The sequence below is a fragment of the Streptomyces flaveus genome, from assembly GCF_014647675.1.
GTDB lineage: Bacteria > Actinomycetota > Actinomycetes > Streptomycetales > Streptomycetaceae > Streptomyces > Streptomyces flaveus.
The window spans coordinates 39,149-63,114 of the sequence record NZ_BMPQ01000028.1; the positions used below are offsets into that span (position 1 = coordinate 39,149).

21 protein-coding genes are annotated in these 23,966 nt (G+C 71.3%); 9 read left to right on the top strand and 12 right to left on the bottom strand.

The genetic code is table 11. The annotated features are described in order from the left end of the window. Positions 1–68: 68 nt before the first annotated feature. The 3 genes from IEZ21_RS36460 to IEZ21_RS36470 all read right to left on the bottom strand — a co-directional run bounded on the left by IEZ21_RS36460 (position 69) and on the right by IEZ21_RS36470 (position 4,363). Complete coding sequence (locus IEZ21_RS36460; protein WP_189326111.1) at positions 69–203, bottom strand: SapB/AmfS family lanthipeptide; 135 nt, start codon at positions 201–203, stop codon at positions 69–71. Next, on the bottom strand, positions 200–3,004 hold the full coding sequence (gene lanKC / locus IEZ21_RS36465) for a class III lanthionine synthetase LanKC (RefSeq protein WP_189326112.1): 2,805 nt from the start codon (positions 3,002–3,004) through the stop codon (positions 200–202). The genes IEZ21_RS36460 and lanKC overlap by 4 nt, the downstream gene beginning before the upstream one ends. A 393-nt stretch (positions 3,005–3,397) precedes the next feature. Beyond that, entirely contained in the window at positions 3,398–4,363 is a 966-nt protein-coding gene (locus IEZ21_RS36470) for a pirin family protein (protein ID WP_189326113.1), read from the bottom strand. A 134-nt stretch (positions 4,364–4,497) separates the two neighbouring features. On the opposite strand from IEZ21_RS36470, the gene IEZ21_RS36475 reads away from it, so the two are divergent. Next, positions 4,498–4,845, top strand: a complete 348-nt coding sequence (locus tag IEZ21_RS36475) for a tetratricopeptide repeat protein (protein ID WP_189326114.1) — start codon at positions 4,498–4,500, stop codon at positions 4,843–4,845. 6 nt (positions 4,846–4,851) lie between these two features. Here IEZ21_RS36475 and IEZ21_RS36480 read toward each other — a convergent pair whose 3' ends face one another. The 4 genes from IEZ21_RS36480 to IEZ21_RS36495 all read right to left on the bottom strand — a co-directional run bounded on the left by IEZ21_RS36480 (position 4,852) and on the right by IEZ21_RS36495 (position 9,775). After that, positions 4,852–6,075 carry an MFS transporter gene (locus IEZ21_RS36480; protein WP_189326115.1) on the bottom strand — a complete coding sequence of 408 codons (1,224 nt, stop codon included), beginning with the start codon at positions 6,073–6,075 and terminating at the stop codon, positions 4,852–4,854. After that, positions 6,072–6,638 carry a winged helix-turn-helix domain-containing protein gene (locus IEZ21_RS36485; RefSeq protein WP_189326116.1) on the bottom strand — a complete coding sequence of 189 codons (567 nt, stop codon included), beginning with the start codon at positions 6,636–6,638 and terminating at the stop codon, positions 6,072–6,074. Before IEZ21_RS36485 ends, IEZ21_RS36480 begins: the two co-directional genes overlap by 4 nt. A 128-nt stretch (positions 6,639–6,766) precedes the next feature. After that, on the bottom strand, positions 6,767–8,173 hold the full coding sequence (locus IEZ21_RS36490) for a PepSY-associated TM helix domain-containing protein (protein ID WP_189326117.1): 1,407 nt from the start codon (positions 8,171–8,173) through the stop codon (positions 6,767–6,769). Between the two features lie 168 nt (positions 8,174–8,341). Continuing rightward, complete coding sequence (locus IEZ21_RS36495; RefSeq protein ID WP_189326118.1) at positions 8,342–9,775, bottom strand: dihydrolipoyl dehydrogenase family protein; 1,434 nt, start codon at positions 9,773–9,775, stop codon at positions 8,342–8,344. 140 nt (positions 9,776–9,915) lie between these two features. On the opposite strand from IEZ21_RS36495, the gene trxA reads away from it, so the two are divergent. Continuing rightward, positions 9,916–10,293 carry a thioredoxin gene (gene trxA / locus IEZ21_RS36500; RefSeq protein ID WP_189326119.1) on the top strand — a complete coding sequence of 126 codons (378 nt, stop codon included), beginning with the start codon at positions 9,916–9,918 and terminating at the stop codon, positions 10,291–10,293. Between the two features lie 10 nt (positions 10,294–10,303). Here the strand turns inward: trxA and IEZ21_RS36505 are convergent, their stop codons facing one another. Both IEZ21_RS36505 and IEZ21_RS36510 read right to left on the bottom strand, forming a co-directional pair. Next, positions 10,304–11,488 (bottom strand): 4-hydroxybenzoate 3-monooxygenase, encoded by a 1,185-nt coding sequence (locus tag IEZ21_RS36505; RefSeq protein WP_189326120.1) that lies wholly within the window; start codon positions 11,486–11,488, stop codon positions 10,304–10,306. Positions 11,489–11,515: 27 nt separating this feature from the next. Beyond that, positions 11,516–12,550, bottom strand: coding sequence for a LacI family DNA-binding transcriptional regulator (locus tag IEZ21_RS36510; protein ID WP_246568504.1), 1,035 nt, complete (start codon positions 12,548–12,550; stop codon positions 11,516–11,518). A gap of 173 nt (positions 12,551–12,723) precedes the next feature. On the opposite strand from IEZ21_RS36510, the gene IEZ21_RS36515 reads away from it, so the two are divergent. Both IEZ21_RS36515 and IEZ21_RS36520 read left to right on the top strand, forming a co-directional pair. Then, positions 12,724–14,166: an amidase gene (locus IEZ21_RS36515; RefSeq protein WP_189326122.1), complete on the top strand. Its 1,443-nt coding sequence runs from the start codon at positions 12,724–12,726 to the stop codon at positions 14,164–14,166. A 47-nt stretch (positions 14,167–14,213) separates the two neighbouring features. Next, on the top strand, positions 14,214–14,672 hold the full coding sequence (locus IEZ21_RS36520; RefSeq protein ID WP_189326123.1) for a type II toxin-antitoxin system PemK/MazF family toxin: 459 nt from the start codon (positions 14,214–14,216) through the stop codon (positions 14,670–14,672). Here IEZ21_RS36520 and IEZ21_RS36525 read toward each other — a convergent pair. Then, positions 14,657–15,559 carry a TIGR02452 family protein gene (locus tag IEZ21_RS36525; protein WP_189326124.1) on the bottom strand — a complete coding sequence of 301 codons (903 nt, stop codon included), beginning with the start codon at positions 15,557–15,559 and terminating at the stop codon, positions 14,657–14,659. The genes IEZ21_RS36520 and IEZ21_RS36525 overlap by 16 nt on opposite strands. A 234-nt stretch (positions 15,560–15,793) precedes the next feature. Here IEZ21_RS36525 and egtA point away from each other — a divergent pair, with 234 nt between their 5' ends. The 5 genes from egtA (at position 15,794) to IEZ21_RS36550 (ending at position 20,541) form a co-directional block, all read left to right on the top strand. After that, positions 15,794–17,170, top strand: a complete 1,377-nt coding sequence (gene egtA / locus IEZ21_RS36530; RefSeq protein ID WP_189326125.1) for an ergothioneine biosynthesis glutamate--cysteine ligase EgtA — start codon at positions 15,794–15,796, stop codon at positions 17,168–17,170. Further along, positions 17,167–18,495 (top strand): ergothioneine biosynthesis protein EgtB, encoded by a 1,329-nt coding sequence (gene egtB, locus IEZ21_RS36535; RefSeq protein WP_189326126.1) that lies wholly within the window; start codon positions 17,167–17,169, stop codon positions 18,493–18,495. The genes egtA and egtB overlap by 4 nt, the downstream gene beginning before the upstream one ends. Further along, positions 18,495–19,286, top strand: a complete 792-nt coding sequence (gene egtC / locus IEZ21_RS36540; protein ID WP_189326127.1) for an ergothioneine biosynthesis protein EgtC — start codon at positions 18,495–18,497, stop codon at positions 19,284–19,286. The genes egtB and egtC overlap by 1 nt, the downstream gene beginning before the upstream one ends. Continuing rightward, the gene (egtD, locus tag IEZ21_RS36545; RefSeq protein ID WP_189326128.1) at positions 19,283–20,245 is read left to right on the top strand and encodes an L-histidine N(alpha)-methyltransferase; all 963 of its coding nucleotides are present in this window, start codon (positions 19,283–19,285) and stop codon (positions 20,243–20,245) included. The genes egtC and egtD overlap by 4 nt, the downstream gene beginning before the upstream one ends. Positions 20,246–20,325: 80 nt before the next feature. Then, complete coding sequence (locus IEZ21_RS36550; RefSeq protein ID WP_189326129.1) at positions 20,326–20,541, top strand: dodecin; 216 nt, start codon at positions 20,326–20,328, stop codon at positions 20,539–20,541. Between the two features lie 50 nt (positions 20,542–20,591). On the opposite strand, the gene IEZ21_RS36555 is transcribed toward IEZ21_RS36550, so the two are convergent. Then, complete coding sequence (locus IEZ21_RS36555) at positions 20,592–21,083, bottom strand: phosphatase domain-containing protein (RefSeq protein WP_189326130.1); 492 nt, start codon at positions 21,081–21,083, stop codon at positions 20,592–20,594. A gap of 467 nt (positions 21,084–21,550) precedes the next feature. Continuing rightward, positions 21,551–23,956, bottom strand: coding sequence for a SpoIIE family protein phosphatase (locus IEZ21_RS36560; protein WP_189326131.1), 2,406 nt, complete (start codon positions 23,954–23,956; stop codon positions 21,551–21,553). Positions 23,957–23,966 lie beyond the last annotated feature (10 nt).

Sequence of the window (23,966 nt, forward strand, 5' to 3'; positions counted from 1 at the left end):
GAGGGCACGCCCTGTGCGTCACCGACTCCCGGCTGTCACAGGGGCGGGGCCGCGTCGGGGGAGGGCGGTCACAGACACAAGGTGGTGGAGGACGTGCTCGCGGAGCACAGCAGCAGGCTCGCGCTGCTCACCGTCGAAGCGGCGTTCTCCGGAGACTCCGGCGGTTCGGGAGTCTCGAGTGTCTGCAGGTCGAGCAGTGTCATGGTGCATCCTTTCGGCTCGGTGCTGCCTCCGTACGCATCCCGCCAAGGCGTCGCCCCGCGGAATCTCCGTCGGTGGCGTGAGCAGGTGATGTCCGTACGGACTCAGCGCGTGCTGGTGGATCTTCCGTTTCGGCCCCCTGCTGCGGGGACCGGCTCTGGGGCCGCCGGAGCGGCGGGAGGAAGGGGAACGCGGCCGGCCGCTCGTCGAGCGCGGCACCGATCGCCAGCAGACAGCCCGCCGTTCCCGTGGCGAGGTCCATCGACAGGCGCATCACCTGGTCGCCGGCGAAGGCCAGCTGCTCGCGGTAGGGCACGGCGTGCCAGGACAGACGGGCGACCTGGTCGGCCAGATGACGGGGAGCGACCTCGGGGGTGGTGGTGCGGGCGAGGTGCAGCACCATGCCCGCGCGCCCGCCGAAGAGCCCCGACTGGGCGTAGAAGCGTGACGTGGCGGCGGGAAGGATAGCCGTGCGGGCGCGTGCGAAGTCCTCATCGTCGTGGTGGGTGAGGTAGTCGTCGAGCACCAGGGCGATGCCCACGCTGCCCCGGCCGAGGTACGGCATGGAGCGGCGGCCTTCGTCCACGGCCAGCGCGCCCGAGCGGTCCATCGCACAGTGCGCCAGGTCGGCGCGGAGGTGGCGGGCGGCCAGCTCCAGCAGGGCAGGTGCCCCCGTGCGCTCGTGCAGCCGCAGGAAGCACAGTGCGGAGCCGCTGGATCCGTACAGCAGGCCGGCCTTGTCCGGCCTGCGGGCCCGCTCACCGCGGCCTGCTCCGTTCGCGCCGCCGGGAGGGGCCCGAAGCGGGTCCGGACCGGCGGGAAGGTGCTCAGCCCGGTCCGCGAGCAACTGGACCGCTTCGAGGGCGCGGTCGTGCAGGACCGTCTCGCCCGTGGTGCGCGACAGCTCGTCCAAGGCGAGCGCGACTCCGGCCAGCCCTCCGTACAGGTCGGGCCCCAGGCGCTGCCATCTCTCGCCCAGCACCCTCTCGGTCAATTCCAGTGCGGGTCGGGTGTGGCCGAGGCGCGCCAGGACCCAGGCGGTGCCGAGCAGCCCGTCGAACAGGCCGAGGGGAGTGCCGGGTCCGGGCGCCGAGGTGTGCCGCAGCAGCCACTCCTCGGCCGGCTCGTGGCGCGGGCAGCCGGTCTCGGCGAGGGCGTACAGGACGCCTGCCGCCCCGTGGGCCAGGCTGGTGCCGCCACCGTCCTTGAACTGCTCGATGTCCCCGGGGAACAGGCGGTCGTCTCGTTCGGGTGTGGCACTCGCTGTGAGCGCCCGGTACATCGAGTCCCGGCTGCGCGGCCAGTCGCCCGGGTCGACCGGCAGATGGCGTTCGGTCCGTCGACGGCGGGCCTGCGGTGTTCCGCCACGGTGCGACTGCGGTGTCCCGGTGATCTCGTCCACGGCCTCGGCCAGGAAGGCGCGCGGCACGGGGAACTCCGCGGCAGCCGCGTCGGCGAGGTGGGCGGCCTTGCCGCGGTCGACGCCGAGCAGCGTCGTCAGTGGGAGGAAGAGCGCGAGGCGCAGGCACGCCAGGGCATAGCGGTCGATGGCGAAGCCTCGGCGGTCGGCCGGCGCGAGGAAACCGGGGTGGGCGACGACCTGACGGCGGTCCTCGTCGATGTGCGCGGCGGCCTCGAAGTCGATCAGGCGCACGGATTCCTCGTCGGGGCCGAGGAGGATGTTGAACAGGTGCAGGTCGTTGAAGACGACCCCGCGGTCGTGCACGACGGCGAGGGCGTCCTCGACGGACCGCTGCACGCGCAGCGCCCAGGCGGTGTAGTCGGCGAGTACGCCGGGATCGGGATCGGCGACGAGCAGCGGATGGCGTCGGCCGAAATACGTGTTGAGGGTGCTCCCCTCCAAGTACTCCATCACCAAGAAGCGATGGTCATCCAGCACGAACCAGTCCCGCACCTCCGGCGCCACTCCCGACCCGGAAAGGCGCTCCAGGACCGCCCGTTCGCGCTCAAGCCGGGTGACGGCGTCCGCGCCGTCCGCCGCCAGACCGGCGTGCGGCCGGGCCTCCTTGAGCACGACCTTCTCACCGGTCCGCAGATCGTGGCCGGCGTAGACCCCGCCCCCGTTGGAGAAGTGCAGGGCCTGCTCGATCCGGTAGGGCAGGCCGCTGGTGGTCGTGGCGTTGCGGGCGGTCAGCTCCGGCTCCAGGAAGTCGGGCAGGACCACCCACTCCGGGACGTGGAACACCGGATCCCTGCGGTCCGGCACCAACCGGCCGCTGCCGTCCTCGACAGCCGGCACGAGTGTCCCGTCGGCGTCCGTGCAGAACCGCTGGGTGAAGCCTCCGTACCTCACATAGAGGGGCCCTTGTCGCCAGCGCAGATCGGTGAGGATGTACGGTCCCGGCTCGCCGTCCAGTAACTCGCCCAACTCCCCGAGAACACGGTGGAGTTGTTCCTCATTGCTCGGATAGAGGGTGGCGAACTTCCCGCTGGTGCCTCGCCCGGCATACTTCGAGTTCCTCAGGAAGAGGTGGTTCGGTCCGGGCACGAACTTGAACGGAATCGTGCGTGAGACGCAGTAGTCCCAGACGACGCGGGCGGCCTTCTCCGCGTTGTCCAGGCAGGCCGATACGTGGATCTTCCAGCCCTGGGCGGGAGTTTGCCCCTTGGTCGGCGACAGGTGCAGCCAGTCACCGGACCGGTGCCGGCGCCAGCCGTCCGGCGCGGGCCGGTTGGCGGGCTCGTAGAGCTGCGGTTTGCCGTCGGCGGCACCGAAGAGCCGGTTCGGTGTCTCGTAGAAGTGGTCATCGGCGAGACAGAAGACCTCGTATCGCTTCTCCATGCGTCTCCTCCGCTGGGTCATCACCAGACTCCGGCGGGCATGGGGCCTCGTACAGTCACGCCTGTCATCGGTCGCCCATGACAAACGCAGCACTCGGGAGACAGCCCTGTCACGGCGCGAAAGGCGTAGACGACCACCACGGTCCGCTGCTCGGCTGCGAGTACCTTGCGCCCCAACTCGTTCTGATGGTCGCGCCACCAGCGGCATGGCTCCTGCGTCGCCGCCGTGTCAGCAAGTGCCCGATCAGACCTGGTCACAGACGCCAACACCGGCAAGTCGCCAAGCGCCCCGGGGCCAACCGTGCCCAGACGTGTCCGTCCCCCTCGACCGGGTCTGCCGAGGGGGACGGAGCAAGCATCTGCCGGTGATGTACCCAGGACACATCATCCCAGGTCAGCGCACCCGGCCCCGTGGTTTCAGCGGCACCGGCGGCAGTTCCGGAGCACGCAGCGGCGCCCCGTCGTAGCCCTTGACCTCACCGAAGCGGGAGCCCTCCGTCCAGTCCTTCCGAGCCGCCTCGATCTCCTCCTGTGTCCGCCCGATGAAGTTCCACCACATGATCAGCTCCTCCTCGAAGGGCTCACCGCCGAGGAGCATCAGGCCCGCGTCCGACTCGGCGCGCAGGGGCAGTTCGGAGCGGCCGCAGCCGAGGTAGAGCATGGAGCCGGGCAGCAGTGGTACGCCGTCCACGTGGGCCTCGCCGGACATGGACAGGACGGCGTACTCGAAGTCCGGCTCCAGCGGGAGGCGTACGTCACTGCCGTGGTCGAGCGCGAGGTCGGCGCCGACGATCGGGGTGTACGTCGTGCCGGGTGAGGCGGCGCCGTCGACCGAGCCGAGGATCGGCGTGGCTCTGAGGCCGGGGGCGGTGACGACGGGCAGTTCGGCGTGGTGCTCGAAGAGCGGGTCGGTGTGGCGGTGGGTGTCGGGCAGCGCCACCCACAGCTGCGCGCCGTGCAGAAAGCGGGCGTGCGAACGCGGGCTCTCCTCGGAGTGACTGATGGCCCGCCCTGACGTCATCAGGCCGAGTTCGCGCGGGCGGATCGTCTGAAGGCTGCCGGTGGAGTCGCGGTGCAGCACCTCGCCCTCGTGCAGCCAGCTGACGGTCTGCAGTCCCATGTGCGGATGCGGAGGCACCTGCATACCGGGCTCGTCGGCGATGTCGTCGGGCCCGTAGTGATCGACGAAGCACCAGGCGCCGACCATACGTCGGCCCAGGTTGGGCAGCAGCCGCCGAACTTCACTGGACTCGCCGAGCTTGACCTTGCGCGGACTGAGGAGCTCGCGCACCGGCTCGGCCACCACGAAACCCCGGCCACCGCAGAGAGCGGGAACTGCCTCGCGATCAAGATTGCTCATGGCGCTCAACCTAAACCCGCGGGGGCCTCTCCGTCAGGTCGTATGTGCCGTACAGCAGTTCGTGTACAGACACTGAGCAGGGTCGTGGAATATTCAATAAAACTGGACTGTTGCGGTCGTCGAAGGAGGCCGAAGTGAACACGACGTACTACGACCACGGGACGGCCGCAGAGCGCTGGGAGCGCGCCCGGATGTTCTTCGACGCCAAGGAGTACACCGCGGCAGCGCGGATCCTGGACGGACTGGTCGAGGAGGTTCCGGAGCAGGTCGGACCGCGGCTGCTACTGGCGCGCGCCTACTACCACTCGGCCCAACTGCACCGCGCCGAGACCCAGTTGCGGGTACTCGTCGAGCGTGACCCGGTGGAGCACTACGCCCGGCTGATGCTCGGCCGCACGCTCGAGCGGCAGGGACGGCAGGAGGAGGCGGAACCTCACATGCGGCTCGCGTCGGCTCTCGCGGGAGATTTCGAGTCGCTGTAAGCGCCCTCAAAGGCGCATGCCGCGCAGGGGTGGCGTGAGCGCGGTCGCCGCTGCCAGTACGCAGATCACGCCACACCCCGCGAAGAAGGTCGCTGTGCCCCAGGCCGCGGCGACGAGGCCGGTGAGCGGGTAGAGAAGAGGGCTGAGCCCCAAGGTGCAGAGGGTCGTCACTGAGGTGACGCGCCCCAGGTACCGGGGCTCGGCCTCTTTTTGCAGTAGGGCATTGCCGAGCACCATCGCGACACCGCTGACGACGCCGAGCAGCCCGCCCAGCGCGATGGCGCTTCCGGGTGTGCCGGTACGCCCCAGCGCCGCGACCACCACAGCGGTCACGAGCAACGATCCCGCCAGTACGGCCCCGGCGCCGGCCACATGGCGAGCGACCGCCATCGTCAGCGCACTCACGGCTCCGCCGACGCTGAAGGCGGCCAGAATCCAGCCGAGCGCGGCAGTACCCCAGCCCCGCTCGTCGGCAAGCAGCACGAGCCCGGCGAAGAGCGGCCCGCTGAAGCACATCTCGCCAAGCCCGATGACCCAGACGAGACGACGCAGCCGCCGATGCCCACGCAGGTGCCGAAGACCGTCCCGCAGCTCGGCCAACAGGCGCCCGCACGGCGCGCATTCGCCGGCCCCCGCCCGCCCCGCTGCCTCCACCGGCCCCGTCCGCACCGCCCACAGCAGCCCCACCGACACCCCGAACAGCACCCCCACTGCAGCGAACGCGCCCGCTGCTCCCTGAGCCGCCAGCAGGAAGGACGCGATCAGTGGCCCGACCGCGTTGCTGAACCGCACCGCCAGCACCCGCATCCCCTGTACTCGGGCCAGCTGGTCTTGCTCCGTGAGCCTTGGTGGCAGGGCACCCACCGCCGGCAAGAAGACCGCGTCGACGACGCCGAAGAGTAGGGCCAGGACGTACAGCGGCCACAGTCGAGAGCCGTCGGTCCAGGTCAGGGCGGCGGCGCCCAGTACCACCGCGCACCGTACGACGTCGCTGGCAAGGAGAACGCGGCGTGGGCCGAAGCGGTCGGCGAGTACGCCGCCGCCGAGCATGAGGACGGCGCGGGGTATCGCCCCGACGGCGAGAACGGCGCCGACCTGTGCGGGACCGGCGGCGTGGGTGGCGGCCCAGGCCAGGATCAGATGGTAGGCGACGTCACCGGTGACCGACGTGGTGTAGGCGCCCAGCCAGCACAGAACGTTCGGGTCGCGGTAGGCGGGCCGCGCAGTCATGCCTCGTCGGCGAGCAGCGGGAACAACTGGAGGTGTACGGCCACTCGTTCAGCACCGTCTGCGGGCTCGCGCTCCCGGTAGCTCTCGACCACCCGCGACAACTCACCCTTCATCGCGTCGAGTTCACCGGGTGTCAGACGCAGCATGTAACTCATGAACCCGCTGACGGCGAACCACTCGTCGGGCATGACCGGCACGACCTCGGCGGCCACCCTGCGCAACGTCTCCCCGTCGGCCAGGGCCACGGCCTGCGCGTACGCCCGACTGGCGGCGGCGTCCGGTGACGTGGCCGGATCGTGCAGCGAGATCCGGTGCAGCGCACGCCACCAGCGGTCCCGCTTCGTCCCCCGCTCCGTGTCCTCCTCGATGAGCCCGCCCGCCGCGAGCCGCCGCAGATGGTAGCTGGCCGCACCGGAGTCCAGCTCGAAGTGCGCGGCCAACTGCCGCACGGTGGCCGGTCCTTGCTGTCGCAGCCGGTTCAGCAGTGCGAGCCGCGTGGGATGCGCCAGTACCCGCAGCGCGGCCGTGTCGAGGGTGATGTCGGTCGTGCCGTCGTCTGCCATGACGCGCAGCGTAGAACGCGAAGAACTCTTCCGGAAGACTCGTTCGCGAACATCTCTTCGCGAACGAGTCTTCATCAACAACTGACTTGCGATCCGTTCTTCGGCGACGGCCGGGCACTTCGCCACAACTACCGCGCGTACGTCCGCTTTCCGCGTCGGTACGCGATCTCCCCCAGCACCACGTCCACGGCGATGAAGGCCGCCAGGGGGATCCCGAGAAGGGGTACGAAGTAGCCGACCACGGCGACGGTCGCCATCAGGGGGACGAGGACGTATGGCGGGACCTGTTGCCAGGCGCCACGTGGGATGGGGCGGCCGAAGGCGGAGGCGCGGCCGCGTTGCCACCACATGCGGTAGCCCCACAGGATGAGCAGGATCAGGCAGAGCGCTAGGCCCATCAGCGCGATCTGGTTGACGATGCCGAACAGGACGCCGGTGTGCGCGTCGATGCCCCAGCGGCTCAGCTTCGCGAGGACCGGGTAGTCGGCGAACCGCACCACGTCCATGACCTGGCCGTTCGTCGGGTTCACGGCGACGGCGTCCTGCTTGGTGGGCCAGCTGCGCTGGACCTGCTGCACGACGTACGCGGACGAGGCGTCGGCCGGCGGCACGATCTCCACCGGGTCGCCCAGGCCCTCGGCGCGTCCGGCCGCGAGGACCTTGTCGAGGCCGACGCCGTGGTCGGCGCCCGACTCGGCGGAGGAGGACTCATGCTCGGCGTGCTCGCCGCCCGACGACGCCGACACCGTGGGCGTGGCCTGGTTGAGGGAGGTGCGCAGGGCGTCGATGTGGGATCCGGCGTACGCCGACCAGGTCAGGCCCGTCGCCGACAGGAAGAAGAACCCGGCCGCCGCCCACACGCCGACCGTGCCGTGCAGGCTCAGCGTGCGGCGGCGACCGCTGGTGCCGCGCACCTTCCGCTGCTTACGACGGCGGCTGAACCACAGCACCAGACCGCCGCCCGCGATCACCCACAGCCAGCTGGCCGCCAGTTCGCTGTAGAGCCGGCCGGTCTCGCCGAGGTGCAGATCGCGGTGGAACTCGTCGATCCAGGTGCGCAGCGGCAGCGCGCCGGTGGAGCCGTACTGCTCGAGCGCACCGCGCACCTCCCCGGTGTACGGGTCGACGAACACGGCGAGCTTGTGCTCCGCGTCGACGCCCGGGACCCCGGACAGCAGCACCCTGGTGCTCGCGTCCGCCTCCGGCGAGGGGCGTACGGCGGCGACCGTGCCCTGCGGGTGCTCCTCGCGCGCGGCGGCCACCTGCTCGGAGATCGGCAGCTTGTCCTCGCCCACGGGAACGGTCATCTCATGCGCGTACAGGATCTTCTCGGCCTGGAACGACGCCGCGTACAGCAGCCCGGTCGTGGCGGCGACGAGCAGGAACGGGGCGACGAGCACTCCGGCGTAGAAGTGCAGCCGCAGCACCAGGGGGCGCAGCGGCGCCCAGAGACTGCGGCGCGGTGCAGGCGTGCCGGATTCCGGGGAATCCGGGTCCGGGGAGTCATCCGTCTCGGTCGAGGGAGCGGTGGTCATCGGCGGGCTTCTCCGGTGGTGCGGGGACGGGCCGTTGCGGCCGTGTTCGGTCGCGGCGGTCCAGAAGTCGGCCGAAGGGGGCGAGAAGTTCCCAGGCTTGCGTGTGGCATGGGTCACACCGGGGAGAGCGCCGGTCACGGGAACCCGGCGGTCTCCCCGTAAGCGCGACTACGCGTCCCGATAAGCCTCCAGCAACCGCAGCCACACCTCACTCACCGTCGGATAAGCCGGCACCGCATGCCAGAGCCGGTCAACCGGCACCTCTCCGGCCACCGCGATCGTCGCCGAGTGGAGGAGTTCGCCGACGCCGGGGCCGACGAAGGTGACGCCGCGGAGGGTTTCGGTGTCGAGGTCGACGATCATGCGGGCCCGGCCGCGGTAGCCGTCGGCGTAGAGGCCGGCGCCCGCTACCGAGGCGAGGTCGATGTCGACCGCGCGGACGCGGTGGCCGGCCTGTTCGGCCTCGGCGAGGGAGAGGCCGACCGCGGCGGCCTCCGGGTCGGTGAAGACGACCTGGGGGACGGCGGCGTGGTCGGCGGTCGCGGCGTGGGCGCCCCAGGAGTTGGACTCCAGGAGGGGAACACCGGCGGCGCGTGCGGCGATCGCGGCGCCCGCGATACGGGCCTGGTACTTGCCCTGGTGGGTCAGCAGCGCACGGTGGTTGACGTCCCCGACTCCGTACAGCCACTTGCTGCCCGTCACCCGGCAGCTGTCGTCGACCGTGAGCCAGGAGCCGGGTTCCAGACCGACCGTGTCCAGGCCGACGTCGTCGGTACGCGGAGCGCGGCCGGTGGCGAAGAGGATCTCGTCGGCCTCGATACGGTCGCCCTTGTCCGTCATGACCACGACTGCCGAGCCGTTCCGCGTCACCGACTCCACCGACGTGCCGGTCCGCACATCCGCGCCCGCCTCGATCAGCGCCTCGGCGACCAGCTCCCCGGCGAAGGGCTCCATGCGGGGCAGCAGACCCTTGCCGCGGACGAGAACCGTGACCTGGGAGCCGAGGGCCTGCCAGACCGTGGCCATCTCGACACCGACGACACCGCCGCCGACGACCACGAGCGAGCCCGGCACCGCCTGCGCACTGGTGGCTTCACGGCTCGTCCACGGCTTGATCTCGGCGATTCCCGGCAGCTCGGGCACGACGGCACGGCTGCCCGTGCAGACGGCCACGGCGTGCCGGGCGGTGAGCACATGCTGCTCACCCCCGGGTCCGGCGACCGTGACCCGGCGCGGCCCGGCGAGCCGCCCGTGTCCGCGGTAGAAGTCGGCGCCGATGCTGTCCAGCCATGCGATCTGGCCGTCGTCCTTCCAGTTCGAGGTGTAGTAGTCCCGGTGCGCGAGGACCGCGGCGGCGTCGAGGGGCCCCTGCACGGACTGCCGCAGGCCGGGCACCCTGCGTGCGTCAGCCCGGGCGATCACCGGGCGCAGCAGGGCCTTGCTGGGCATGCACGCCCAGTACGAGCATTCGCCGCCGACCAGTTCGCTCTCCACGACCGCCGTGGAGAGGCCGGCCGCGCGCGTGCGGTCGGCGACGTTCTCCCCCACGGGACCGGCCCCGAGCACCACGACGTCGTACGCGATGGTTTCCGTTTCCGTCATGGGCCCAGTCTGGTTCATGAGCTCAGTCTGCTGGGTGGTGTGCGCCGAAGCCACACGGGTACGCGCGCGGAATACGCCATCGACAGACACCGTTGTGCACAGCGGCCACGCCCCGAAACCAGGAAGTGGGAATCAACGCCATGAGCAGCACCGTGGAGCTCACCAAGGACAACTTCGACCAGACGGTCACGGACAACGAATTCGTCCTGATCGACTTCTGGGCGTCCTGGTGCGGGCCCTGCCGGCAGTTCGCGCCCGTCTACGAGAAGGCCGCGGAAGCCAACCCCGACCTGGTCTTCGGCAAGGTGGACACCGAGGCGCAGCCGGAGCTGGCCCAGGCCTTCAACATCCAGTCGATTCCGACGCTGATGATCGTCCGCGACCAGGTCGCGATCTTCGCCCAGCCCGGGGCGCTCCCCGAGGCCGCGCTGACGGACGTCATCGGACAGGCCCGGAAGCTGGACATGGAGGAAGTCCGCAAGTCCATCGAGGAGCAGCAGGCCCAGCCGGAGCAGTGACCGGGCCGACTCACAGCGGCAGAGGCAGCGGCAGCCCCGTGTAGTTCGCAGCCAGTTCCGCGGCCGCGGGGCGGGACGCCGTGATCCGGCGCAACCGTGCGAGTTGCAGCCGGTGTTCGAAGGCGTCCCCGTCCGGGTCGGTGTGCAGCATCCGGGTCATGTCGTACGAGAAACGTGTCGCCTGCCATACCCGGTCCAGGCACAACTCCGAGTAGCGGTCGAGGAGTTGGGCCGAGCCGGTGCGGTGCAGCTCGATGAGGGCTCGGGCGAGGACGCGTACGTCGGACACCGCGAGGTTGAGCCCCTTCGCGCCGGTCGGCGGCACGATGTGCGCGGCGTCCCCGGCGAGCAGCAGCCGTCCGTGGCGCATCGGCTCGTGGACGTAGCTCCTCATCGGGGTAACGGACTTGGCGGTGATCGGCCCGCGCTCCAGGTGCCAGTCGGCGTCGATCGTGAAGCGGGCGGACAGCTCGTCCCAGATGCGGTCGTCCGGCCAGTCGTCCGGGGACGTGTCGTTGGGGACCTGCAGATACAGCCGTGACACCGATGACGAGCGCATGCTGTGCAGCGCGAAGCCTCCCTCGCCGCGGGCGTAGATCAACTCCTCGCAGGAGGGCGGCACATCGGCCAGGACGCCGAGCCAGGAGTACGGGTAGTCGTGCTCGTACGTGCGGCTCACGGCGGGCGGGAACGTGTCACGCGAGATGCCGTGGAAGCCGTCGCAGCCGATCACCCAGTCGCAGGTGAGGGTCTGTTCACGGCCCTGGTGGACGAAGCGTACGACGGGTGTGTCGCTCTCCGGCCGCTCGACCGCGACCGCCTCCGCCTCGAACAACAGCTGGGGCCCGTCGGCGAGTTGGAGTGCGATCAGGTCCTTCACGATCTCCGTCTGGGCGTAGATCGTGACGGTACGGCCGCCGGTGAGGACCGGAAAGTCGATGTGGTGCCGCTCGCGGTCGAAGCGCAGCTCGATGCCGTTGTGGACCAGGCCGTCGACCTCCAGCCGGTCGGCGGCGCCGCACTCGCGCAGCGCGTCCACCGTGCCCTGCTCCAGCATTCCGGCCCGCTGGCGCTGCTCGACGTACGCGCGTGTTCTGCTCTCCAGGACGACACAGTCAAGACCTGCCCGGTGCAGCAGCCGGGCGAGCAACAGCCCGGCGGGGCCGCCACCGATGATGCCGATCGTGGTCCGCATGAACACGCCTCCCACGTACGCGAGTTGTCAGGTGGACGCACGGTGTACGACAGTCGCTCCAAGTACCCCGTGCGTTTCGGGTGCGGCGCTCGAGTCACGCACCGCGCGGTCGACCAGTTCGGCGAGCTCCTGTCCGGAAGGAAGCTCGATATGGACGGTGCTCAGACGCGGACGCAGCAGCCGGCCGAGCATCAGGTCGTCGGCGCCGATGACGGCCGCGTCGTCCGGGATGCGGATGCCCTCGTCCTTCAGGGCGCTTATCAGGAGCATGGCGTACTCGTCGTTGTACGCGAACACCGCGTCCAGGCCCAAGGAGCTCCAGCCCTTGGCGAGTTGGGCCGCGGCCTCCTCCTCGTAGGCCAGCGGCACCTCGGTCACCGTGGCGTCCTTCCCGTGCAGCGCCCGGCGTACGCCTTCGAGCCGGGGCTTGGAGAACAGTTCCAGCTCGGGGTCCTCGGGCATCACGACGCCGACGCGGCGGCGGCCCCGGGCCAGCAGGTGCGCTCCCGCGGAGTGGCCGACGACGCTGTGGTCCATGAGCAGTGCGTGGGCGCCCTCGACGCGCTCGGGTCCGAGCGTGACGACGGCGCGCGCGCCGGAGCGCTTGAGGACGGCCACGCCCTGCGGGCCGAGTCCGCTGCCGGGCACCAGGACGGCGACCGGTCGCAGCTCCGCCCAGGCGCGGGCCGCCTCGTCGCCCTGGAGGCCGACACTGCCGTACTGCACGACGGTGTAGTCGAGGCGGCTGAGCGCCCACTGGAGTTCGTTGAAGAACTGGCTGTAGAGCGGGCCCGCCGGCACGGTCGGCGCGGGCATCAGCACCATGCGGCTGTGCCCGGCGCGCAGGCTGCGGGCGGCGGCGTGCGGAACGTATCCGAGGTCCCTGGCGGCCTGGTGGACGCGGCGGCGCGTGGGCTCGCTGATCCGTACGGCGCCCGTGTTGTTCAGGACGTAGGAGACGGTCGCGCGTGAGACTCCCGCCAGGCGGGCAACGTCGGAGCTCGTCGGCACGGAGCGCTGCGCGGGCAGGGGCGGGGCGGGCTGTTCCGGTATCTGCACCATGACGTAACGCATCTTTCCAGAAGCCCTCCGTGGCGGCTTTCGGGGGGGCTGGGTTCGCCGCCGGAGTGCCCGTACGGATCCCCTGGCGTACGAGGGAAGTTGCGCACCCCGTACCGGATCGGGCGCCCGGAGGTTACCGTTCGGTATTCGTCGCGCTTCCGGAGGTGTCTCGTATGGCTGCCGACCGTGCTCCAGGACTGGCTGAGTGCGCTCGCGCACTGGCTGATGGCGAGGTGTCGTCTCGGGTGCTCGTCGAGGAGGCGCTGGCCAGGATCGAGGCGACGCAGGGCACGTTGAACGCGTTCCGGCTGGTGCGGGCCGAGGCGGCGCTCGCCGAGGCCGAGGCGGCGGACAAGGAGCTGGCGGCCGGCGTGCGGCGGCCGTTGCTCGGGGTGCCGGTGGCGGTGAAGGACGACACGGACGTGGCGGGCGAACCGACGGCGTTCGGCTGCCGCGGGGAGTTCGAGCCGGTGGCCGAGGACGGCGAGGCGGTACGCAGACTGCGGGCGGCCGGGGCGATCGTCGTGGGCAAGACGAACACCTGCGAGTTCGGGCAGTGGCCGTTCACCGAGGGGCCCGCCTTCGGAGAGACCCGCAACCCGTGGCACACCGGGCACACGCCGGGCGGCTCGTCCGGCGGTTCGGCGGCGGCGGTCGCAGCGGGCCTTGTACCGGCCGCGCTGGGCTCGGACGGCGCGGGTTCGGTACGGATCCCGGCCTCCTGGACGCATCTGATCGGGATCAAGCCGCAGCGCGGCCGGATCTCGACCTGGCCGCGCGCGGAGGCCTTCCAGGGGGTCACGGTGAACGGCACGCTGGCCCGCACCGTCGAGGACGCCGCGCTGCTCCTGGACGCGGCGAGCGGCTCTCACGCACGTGATCTGCACCGGCCGCCCACGCTGTCCGTGTCGGACGCGGTGGGCCGGGAGCCGAGCCGGCTGCGGATCGCGCTGTCGCTGAAGCCGCCGTTCACGGCGTTCCCCGCGCGGCTGCGGCCGGACGTACGGGCGCGGGTCGTCGCGCTCGCGGAGCGGCTGACCGCGCTCGGGCACGACGTCGAGGAGGCCGATCCGGCGTACGGGCAGATCGGGTTGACGTTCGTCCCGCGTGCCACCGCCGGGATCGCCGAGCGGGTGCGCGAGGCGCCCCACCCCCAGCTGCTCGACCGGCGTACGCGTGAGACGGCCCGCGTGGGCCGGCTGCTCGGCGGGGCTCCGCTGCGGCTGGCACGCCGTGCGGAGGCGATGCTGCACCGGCGTATCGGCGCACTCTTCGAGACGTACGACGTGGTACTCGCGCCCACGACGGCCGCTCCCCCGCCGCGGATCGGCGCCCTCGCGCAGCTGAACGGTCTGGGCACCGACCGCGCCATGATCGCCGCCTGCCCGTACGCCTGGCCGTGGAACGTACTGGGCTGGCCCGGCGTGAACGTCCCCGCGGGCTTCGTCGATGACACTCTGCCCGTGGGCGCGCAGCTCCTCGGCCCGGCGAACAGCGAACCGCTCCTCGTGTCGCTGGCCGCGCAGCTGGAGGCGGACCTGCGGTGGCACGAGCAGTGGCCGGCGCTTGAATTCGACGGCGCTGTACGGGAGTTCAGGCCGCCCGCCGCTTCGTAGGCGCCCCGCGCGACGGGCGGGGGCGGGCAGCCTCTACCGTGACCCGGATGACTGCCTTCACCGATGACGCCCAAGCTTCCGACGTTCCCGGCCGCCACGGTCCGTCGGCGACCACCGAGGCCGAGCCCCGCGAGGTGGGCCGGGTCCGTACGGAGTACTCGCCCGCGCACGACGGCGACCCCGATCCCGGCGAGATCGTGTGGACGTGGGTGCCCTTCGAGGAGAACGACGGCCGGGGCAAGGACCGCCCGGTGCTCGTGGTCGCCCGCGAGGCCACCGGTACGTTCCTCGCCGTGCAGCTGTCGAGCAAGCGGCACGACGGGTCCCGCGAGTGGGTGCCGATCGGCAGTGGGCCGTGGGATCGGTCGGGGCGCGACTCGTGGGTTTCGGTGGACCGGGTGCTGCGGCTCCATGAGGCAGGGATGCGGCGGGAGGCGTGCGCGCTGGACCGGATGCGGTTCAACTCCGTGGTGCACCGGCTTCGGGAGCGCTACGGCTGGCGCTGAACGCCGTGCGTGGCCTCCGTGCCCGTCGCCGCCCCCGCGCCCGTCGCGGCTCCGGCTCCGGCTCCGGCGAACGCTCGCTCGAAAGCGCCCCGGACCACGGCCCCCCGCGTGCGATCGAGCACGCCGAACACGACGTGCTCGAAGGAGCCGGAGAACCGGCCACCGTCGCCGAGCAGGGCGCGGAACGCGCCCGCCACCTGATCCGGATCGTTCTGGAACACCCCGCATCCCCAGGCGCCGAGCACCAGCCGTCGGTAGCCGCCCGCCACGGCCGTCTCCAGAACCCGCTCGGCCCTGGTCCCGAGGGCGCGCGGGAGTTCAGCCACACGCTCCGGCGTGGTGCGCAGCACGACTCCGGCGTTGGGTGCGGCGGCGGTCAGGAAGCCGACGGTGTACGGCTCGTCGAGCAGGCGTCCCCGGTCGTCGCGGAAGACCGGCACCGCCGGTGAGTGAATCACCCGGTCGCTGTAGAACGCGTCGCGGTGTTCGCGGTGATGGTCGTAGAACTCGCGTGCTCGCAGCACGCACGCGTACAGCGCGGAGGCCCGGCACAGGGCCTCTTCCTGGGCCTGGGCGCCGTTCAGATAGCCCCCGCCGGGGTTGCGCGCCGAGGAGAAGTTCAGGACCGCGACCGGGCCGGTGCTCCGTACGGAGCCGGTGAGCCGACGGGCCGCCTCCAGACTGCTCTCGCCCGTGACCTCGAAGAACGTGGGTACGGGTGCGGCCCGCGGAATGTCCACCGGACCGGGCCCGTACATGCGCGTGCCCTCCTGGGCGGCGGCCACCGCCGCGGCGATCGAGACCTCGCGCCCGTCGGACGCGTGGTACGAACCCGCCGCGACGATCTCCTCCGTCTGCCGTGCGATGCCCCTCAGGCGCGCACTCATGGCGTCACCCCCGTGAACGCCGCGATCGCGCCCCGCGTGATCTCCCCCGTCGTGCTCATGAACGCATCGTGAGCGATCCTTGTACTGCGCCGCAACAGAGTTTCCCGGCCCCAAGAACACCGATGCGCACTCTTGTGCGAAACGGCGTGAGCGTCTTGGGTGGATGGGTGATTGCCGGGCCGGCCCATCCGATACCGGGCCGGCGGCATGGTGGAATCTCAGGAGGATCCCGACATGTCCGATTCGGAAAGTGACTGTACGGAGCGCCGCTCCGCCGTCACCGAGGCCGAAGTGGAGGCCCTGGTCCGGGGTATCTGCTTCAAGACCGGGCCACCCCGTTTCCTCGGTGTCGAAGTGGAATGGTTCATCCGCGAGCTGCGGTTTCCGCGGCTCCCCGTAAGACCGGAACGACTCGAAGCGGCGTACGCCGCACTGCGGACCCTGCCCTTACGGTCGGCGCTCACCGTCGAACCCGGCGGCCAGCTGGAGCTCAGCTCCCCCGCCGCCGCCTCCCTGATGGAGTGCATCGGGTCCGTCTCCGCCGACCTCGACGCCGTACGCGCGGTACTGCGCGAGGCGGGTCTCGGCCTCACCGGAATAGGCCAGGAGCCCTGGCACCCGCCCATCCGCTTCCTCCATGAGCCGCGCTATGACGCCATGGAGAGGTACCTCGACCGTGCGGGCCCCGAGGGCCGCGCCATGATGTGCAGCTCGGCCTCCGTCCAGGTGTGTCTGGACGCCGGGTACGAGGAGCCGGGCCCCCTCGGGCACGGGCGGCGCTGGTGGCTGGCGCACCAGTTGGGTGCGGTCCTGGTGGCCGCCTTCGCCCACTCGCCGCTGGCCCAGGGGCGGCACACGGGCTGGCGCTCGTCCCGGCAGTCCCTGTGGACCGCGATGGAGCCGGGGCGCTCGAGTGCCCCGCCCCTCGACGGCGATCCGCGGACGGCCTGGGCACGGCATGTGCTCGACGCGCCGGTGATGTGCGTACGAGGGCGGGACGGCGACACCTGGGACGTACCGGACGGCATGAGTTTCCGGGCGTGGACCCGGTCCGGCGCGCCGCCGGGCCGGGAGGATCTCGACTACCACCTGACGACCCTGTTCCCGCCGGTCCGTCCGCGGGGCCATCTGGAACTTCGCATGATCGACGCGCAGCCTGGCGACGACGGATGGATCGTGCCGCTCTCCGTGGCGGCGGCGCTGTTCGACGACGCGGAGGCCGCCGAGACCGCGTACCGGGCCGTCAAACCCCTTGCTGAGCGGGCCGATTCACTGGCCGCTCCGCGCAATCCGCTGTGGATCGCGGCCGCCCGGTCGGGCCTCGCCGATCCCGAGTTGCGCGAGGCAGCAGTCACCTGTTTCGCGGCGGCGGCCGAGGCCCTGCCCCGGCTCGGTGCCACCGCCGAAGTCCAGGAAGCCGTAGCTCAGTTCACCGATCGCTACGTGGCCCGGGGCCGCTGCCCGGCCGACGACCTGCTCGACGCCATGGAACTCGACGCCACCGAAGTGGACGCCGCCGAACTGGAGGCCATCGGCCTGGACGCCACCGCCCTGATCGACCGCGCCCACGGCACGCAACACCCGCACCACGGGAAGGACATCCGCTCATGACCGCCCCCGACCTCACCGACCCGGAGACGCTCAGGGAGCGCGCCCTGGCGGCGCTGACCACGGCCCGCGACCGCACCGCCCTGCTGACCTCCTGCGTGGAGGATCCCGATCTCACCGCGCAGCACTCGCCGTTGATGTCCCCACTGGTCTGGGACCTCGCGCACATCGGCAACCAGGAGGAGATGTGGCTACTGCGGGAGGTCGCGGGGCGTGACGCGATGCGGCCCGAGATCGACGGACTGTACGACGCGTTCGAGCACCCGCGCGCCGAACGGCCCTCCCTGCCGTTGCTGCCGCCGGACGAGGCCCGCCGCTATGCCGCGGAGGTGCGCGGCCGGGCGCTGGACGTCCTGGAGGGCACGCGCTTCCGCGGTACGCCGCTGACCGAGGCGGGCTTCGCCTTCGGCATGATCGCCCAGCACGAACAACAGCACGACGAGACGATGCTGATCACCCATCAGCTGCGCAAGGGGCCCGCGGCCCTGACGGCGCCGGATCCCACGCCCGCGCCGCCGTTCACCGGACCGGCCGAAGTCCTGGTCCCCGGCGGCCCGTTCACGATGGGCACCTCGGCCGAACCATGGGCGCTGGACAACGAGCGGCCCGCACACCGGCGTCTCGTACCGCCGTTCTTCATCGACACCACGCCGGTGACGAACGCCGCGTACCAGGCGTTCATCGCGGACGGCGGCTACGGCGATCCCCGCTGGTGGGACCCCGACGGCTGGACCCACATCCGTACGCACTCCATCGAGGCGCCGCTTTTCTGGCGCCGCGACGGCGGCCAGTGGCTGCGGCGGCGCTTCGGCGTCACCGAGGTCGTACCGCCCGACGAGCCGGTGCTGCACGTCAGTTGGTACGAGGCGGACGCCTACGCGCGCTGGGCCGGGCGGCGGCTGCCCACCGAGACCGAGTGGGAGAAGGCGGCCAGGCACGACCCGGCGGCCGACCGCTCCACACGCTACCCGTGGGGCGACGCCGACCCGACGCCCGAGCACGCCAACCTCGGTCAGCGCCATCTGCGGCCGGCCCCCGCCGGAAGCTATCCGGCAGGTGAATCACCACTGGGCGTACGGCAGTTGATCGGCGACGTCTGGGAGTGGACGGCGAGCGACTTCCTGCCGTACCCGGGGTTCACGGCCTTCCCGTACAAGGAGTACTCGGAGGTGTTCTTCGGGCCGGAGCACAAGGTGCTGCGCGGCGGCTCGTTCGCGGTCGACGCGGTGGCCTGCCGGGGGACGTTCCGCAACTGGGACTATCCGATCCGGCGGCAGATCTTCTCCGGATTCCGTACCGCACGCGACGCTGCCGCGGAGACCGCCTGATGTGCCGTCATCTCGCCTACCTGGGACCCGAGGAACCGCTCGGCAGACTTCTCGTGGAGCCCGCGCACAGCCTGTTCCGCCAGTCGTGGGCGCCGCGCCGACAGCGGCACGGGACCGTCAACGCCGATGGTTTCGGGGTCGGTTGGTACGCCGAAGGGGATCCGAGACCTGCGCGGTACCGGCGTACGGGCCCCATCTGGGGCGACCAGTCCTTCGCCGACCTGGCGCGGGTGGTGCGCTCGGGCGCCCTGCTCGCCGCGGTACGCGACGCGACCGTGGCGGGCGCGGACGGGGAGGCCGCGGCAGCGCCGTACTCCGCGGGCCCCTGGCTGTTCAGCCACAACGGCGCGATCAGCGGCTGGCCACGTTCCCTGGCCCCGCTCGCGCAGACCCTGCCGTCCGCCGAACTGCTGTCACTGGAGGCGCGCTGCGACTCGGCCCTCGTCTGGGCCCTGATCCTGAACCGGCTGCGCGCCGGCGACGAGGAAGGTCAGGCGCTCGCCGACACGGTCCTGGACGTCGCGGCAGCCGCGCCCGGCTCGCGGCTCAACCTCCTTCTCACCAACGGCGAGACGATCGCCGCGACCGCCTGGGGCGACACCCTCTGGTATCTCACCGAGCCCGGCCGCCGCACCGTCGTGGCCTCCGAGCCGTACGACGACGATCCGCACTGGCAGGAGGTACCCGACCGCACCCTGCTGGCCGCAAGCCGCACAGACGTCCTGCTCACGCCACTCAAGGACGTCGACGAACCCAAGGCATCCGACCTGTACAAGGAGCCCCGTACGTGAGCACGTTCCTGGTCACCCGCACCCTGCCCGAGGACGCCACCGAGGCCGCGCTGCGCGCCGACGTCCTGCACGGCCTGAACCGCACGCCCAAGACGCTCCCGCCGAAGTGGTTCTACGACGCCCATGGCAGCGAGCTCTTCGAGAAGATCACCGAACTGCCCGAGTACTACCCCACGCGCGCGGAGCGCGAGATCCTCGTCGCCCGCGCCGCCGAGATCGCCGACGCGACCGGCGCGCGCACCCTGGTCGAACTGGGCTCCGGCTCCTCGGACAAGACCCGGCACCTGCTCGACGCACTGCCCGCTCTGCACACGTACGTGCCGGTCGACGTGAGCGAGAGCGCGCTCACGCAGGCCGGGCAGGCGCTGATCGCCGAGCACCCGTCGCTCGCCGTACACGCACTGATCGCCGACTTCACCGGCGGCCTCACCCTGCCCGGCACACCCGGGCCGCGGCTCGTCGCGTTCCTGGGCGGCACGATCGGCAACCTGCTCCCCGCCGAACGGGCCACGTTCCTGGCCTCCGTACGCACCCTCCTCTCCCCCGGCGACGCCCTGCTACTGGGCACCGACCTGGTGAAGGACGAGTCAGTATTGGTCGACGCCTACGACGACGCGGCGGGAGTGACGGCGGCGTTCAACAAGAACGTCCTCTCCGTCGTCAATCGCGAACTCGGCGCCGACTTCGACCCCGACGACTTCGCCCATGTCGCCCTCTGGGACGCCGAGGAGGAGTGGATCGAGATGCGGCTGCGCGCGCGTTCGCGGCTGACCGTGAAGATCCCCGCGCTCGACCTCGCCGTCGACTTCGCGGCCGGTGAGGAGCTGCGGACCGAGGTCTCGGCGAAGTTCCGCGAGGACGGCGTACGCGGTGAAATGGCCGCGGCCGGGCTGGAGATGACGCACTGGTGGACGGACGAGGAGGGACGGTTCGCGCTGTCGCTGAGCATGGCCCGGTGACGGGTCGCGGTCATCCGCCTCGTACGGCACCTTGGAAATGACGCAGTGGCACACCCGCCACCGCGGAGAGGAGCACCCGCATGACCAACCACACATACCGGGTCACCGAGATCGTCGGCACTTCACCCGATGGCATCGACCAGGCGGTCCGCAACGGGATCAGCCGGGCATCGCAGACGCTGCGCAACCTGGACTGGTTCGAGGTCACGGAGGTCCGCGGCCAGATCGAGAACGGGCAGATCGAGCACTACCAGGTCGGTCTGAAGGTGGGCTTCCGGCTGGATGAGGGGGAATGACCTGGGAGTGACCCCTCCCGGTCCCGCCCTCCTTCAGCAGCCGGACCGGCTCAGGTGCGGCCCTCTCGCTCCTGAGCCACTTTCAGCGCCGCGGACTGGGTCGCCCAGCGCGCCCGTACGACCGTGAAGCCGGCCCGCTCGGCGTCCTCGCACACCAACTCGTCGTCGTCCACGAGCACCCGGACCTCGCGGTTCCGGGCGAGCCCGCGGAGGATCTCCAGCTTGGTGCGCCGGGCGGGCCTGCGGTCGTTGTCGCGCCGCATCCAGATACGGCCCTCGGGCAGTCCGTGCGCGGCGAGCCACTCCGCCGTGTCCGCACGGCACCGCTCGGGCCGCCCGGTGAGGTAGACGACCTCACACTCCTCGGCGTGCTCCAGCACCAACGCCACGCCCTCGGTCAGCGGCGGATCGTACGGCGCCGCCGCGAAGAAGGCGTCCCAGTCGCGTGGCCTGCGCTCCAGAAACCGCTGCCGGTGCGCGGTGTCGGCGAGCGTGTTGTCGAGGTCGAACACGGCGAGTGGTTTGCGGTTGTTGTCTGTCACGCGGGGTGCCTCCGGCGGTTGGGCGGGTGCGGGTATTCCGTGGCTGGTCGCGCAGTTCCCCGCGCCCCCGGGGTGGGTGGTGGGTGCGGGGTCGTGGGCCGGTGCGTCAGCCCGTCGCAGGCTGGGCGTACGGCCCGGTGTTGGTACACAGTGCGGGTTCTCCGAGACAGAAGCTACGCGACGGGCATACGACGCACCGGCCCACGCCCCCTCCCGCCGGAGGGAAACTGCGGGCAGTCGGGGGCACGGGCTTTCCCGGGGACCGGGTCCTCGGGGCGCCGGGATCTTCGGGCCGCGGATAGCCGCAGGCTTTTGCTTTTCAGGGGCGCGGGGAACTGCGCGACCAGCCACGACGCACCCGCAGCCGCGACACGACATGTCACCCCACCCCCTGGCGGGGGCCTGGGGCGGCAGCCCCAGTTTCGGGAAGGGGCGGGGCTGGGGAAAGAAACCCCTGGTAGTCCCCCTCAAACCTCAGGGGTCACACTCAGCTCGGCCCAGATGATCTTGCCGAACGGAGTTTGGCGGGTGCCCCAGCTTTCGGTGAGCTGTGCAACAAGAAGGAGACCCCGGCCGCCCTCGTCGAAGACGCGGGCGCGGCGCAGATGGGGTGCGGTGTTACTGCCGTCGGAGACCTCGCAGATGAGGACCTCGTCCCGGATCAGGCGGAGCCGTATGGGGTCACCGCCGTAGCGGATGGCGTTGGTGACGAGTTCGCTGACCACCAGTTCCGTGGTGAACACGGCCTCTTCCAGTCCCCAGGCGGCGAGTTGAGCGGACGCGAACTTGCGGGCCTCGGCGACGATCTGCGGGTTGTTCGGCAGGTCCCAGGTCGCCACTCGGGTGGTGTCGAGGACACGGGTCCTGGCCAGCAGGATGGCGACGTCGTCCACGGGACGGCCGGGCAGCAGCTCGTCCAGCAGGTCGTCGCACAACTTCTCCAGGGAGCGGACGGGTTGCCCGAGCACCCGGCCCATGAGGGCCAGGCCCGTATCGATGTTCCGGTCCCTCGCCTCGATCAGTCCGTCGGTGTAGAGGGCGAGCAGGCTGCCTTCCGCAAGCTCGAACTCCGAGATCTCGAAGGGCAGTCCACCAAGACCGAGCGGCGGGCCGACGGACAGGTCCGGAAAGGCGACCGTGCCGTCGGGCGTCACCACGGCGGGCAGCACATGCCCCGCGCTGGCGAGCGAGCAGCTCCGGGAGACAGGGTCGTACACCGCGTACAGGCAGGTGGCGCTCAACTCCGCGACCGGCCGGGCCCCGGCGACGGAGCCGGGTGCGCCGGGCTCCTCGCGGGCCAGCCGGATCACCACGTCGTCGAGCTGCGTGAGCAGCTCGTCCGGCCGCAGGTCGACATCGGCCAGCGTACGCACCGCGGTCCGCAACTGCGCCATGGTGGCCGAGGCCCGCAGCCCGTGACCGACCACGTCGCCCACCACGAGCGCCACCCTGGCACCGGACAGGGGGATCACGTCGAACCAGTCGCCGCCCACCCCCGCGCGCGTGCCGGCCGGCAGATAGCGGGTGGCCACGTCCACGGCGGACTGCACCGGCGTGCCGCGCTGCAGCAGGCTGCGCTGGAGGGTCACCGCGGTGGCCCGCTCACGGGAGTAGCGGCGGGCGTTGTCGATGCTCAGGGCCGCCCTGGTCGCGATCTCCCGTGCCAGCAGCAGATCCTCGTCGTCGAAGGGCTCGGTGATGCGGTGACGATGGAACTGGGCCAGCCCGAGCGTCACGCCCCGGGCCTGCAGCGGAACGACCAGCAGGGCATGCATCCCGTGGGTGATGACGCTGCGCGCACGGTCCGCATCCGCGGTCAGCCACGCCGGGAGGCTCGCGCTGTCGAGCCGGTGCTGGGAGGGACGGCTGACGGCGAGGGCTTTGGCCTGTGGTGAGTCGGCGGCGTAGACGTGCCGCTGTCCGATCTCGACGGTGGCTTCCGGGCAGCCCTCCAGTACGGACGCCTGGGCGCACCGGCGGAAGACCAGCGGGCCCGCGCCCGGCGTGAGGTCCGTCTCGGTGTTCTGGAAGAGGTCGTCGAGCAGATCGACGAGGACGAAGTCGGCGAACCCCTCGATGCCGATCTCGGCGAGTTCCTGGGCGGTGCGCGTGACGTCGAGGGTGGTTCCGATGCTGAGGCTCGCCGCGTTCACCACGGACATCCGTCGCCGCGCCCAGTACTGCTCGGTGGTGTCGTACACGGCGGCGGCGACGCCCCGGGCGCGGCCCTGCGGGTCCTTGAGCGGGAACAGCAGGGAGGACCAGGAGCGCTCACGTCTCGTCCCCAGGGTCCGCACATAGGCCTGATGGCGGACGACGTCTCCGGTTCGCATGGCCTCTTCGGCCAGACGGGGGAGCTCGTCGAGGCCGTCGACGACCTCACCGGTGGTCCGCTCGGCGATGCCGCGGCCCCGAAGCTGGTCCTCTGTCGCTCCCGACATGGCGGTGAAGGCTTCATTGGTGCGTACGATCCTGCCGTCGTCGTCGCACACGACCACGGCGATGGGCAGCTGCTCGATCGCCCAGCGGTTCAGGGTCTCGGGGGCGGGTTCGTCCGCCGCGGTGGCCGCGACGATCCACAGCGGGTCGTCGTCGGCGCCGGTCAGCGGGCGGAGGTGGACGAGCAGCTCGAGGCGCCGCCCCTCGCGGGTGCGGACCACGGCGCCACCGCTCCACGCCGTACGGGAGGCGCAGGCGCCACGGACCGCGTACGGAAGCTCGGCGGCCAGCAGTTCCCGGGCGTCACGGCCCACGGCGTCCGCCGAGTCGTGACCGAGCATCCGTCGGGCATCCTCGCTCCAGGCCAGGATCCGCCCGCCGCCGTCCACGACGGCGGTCGCTTCCCACCCCGAGCCGAATACGTCTGGGTCCATGGACACGTCT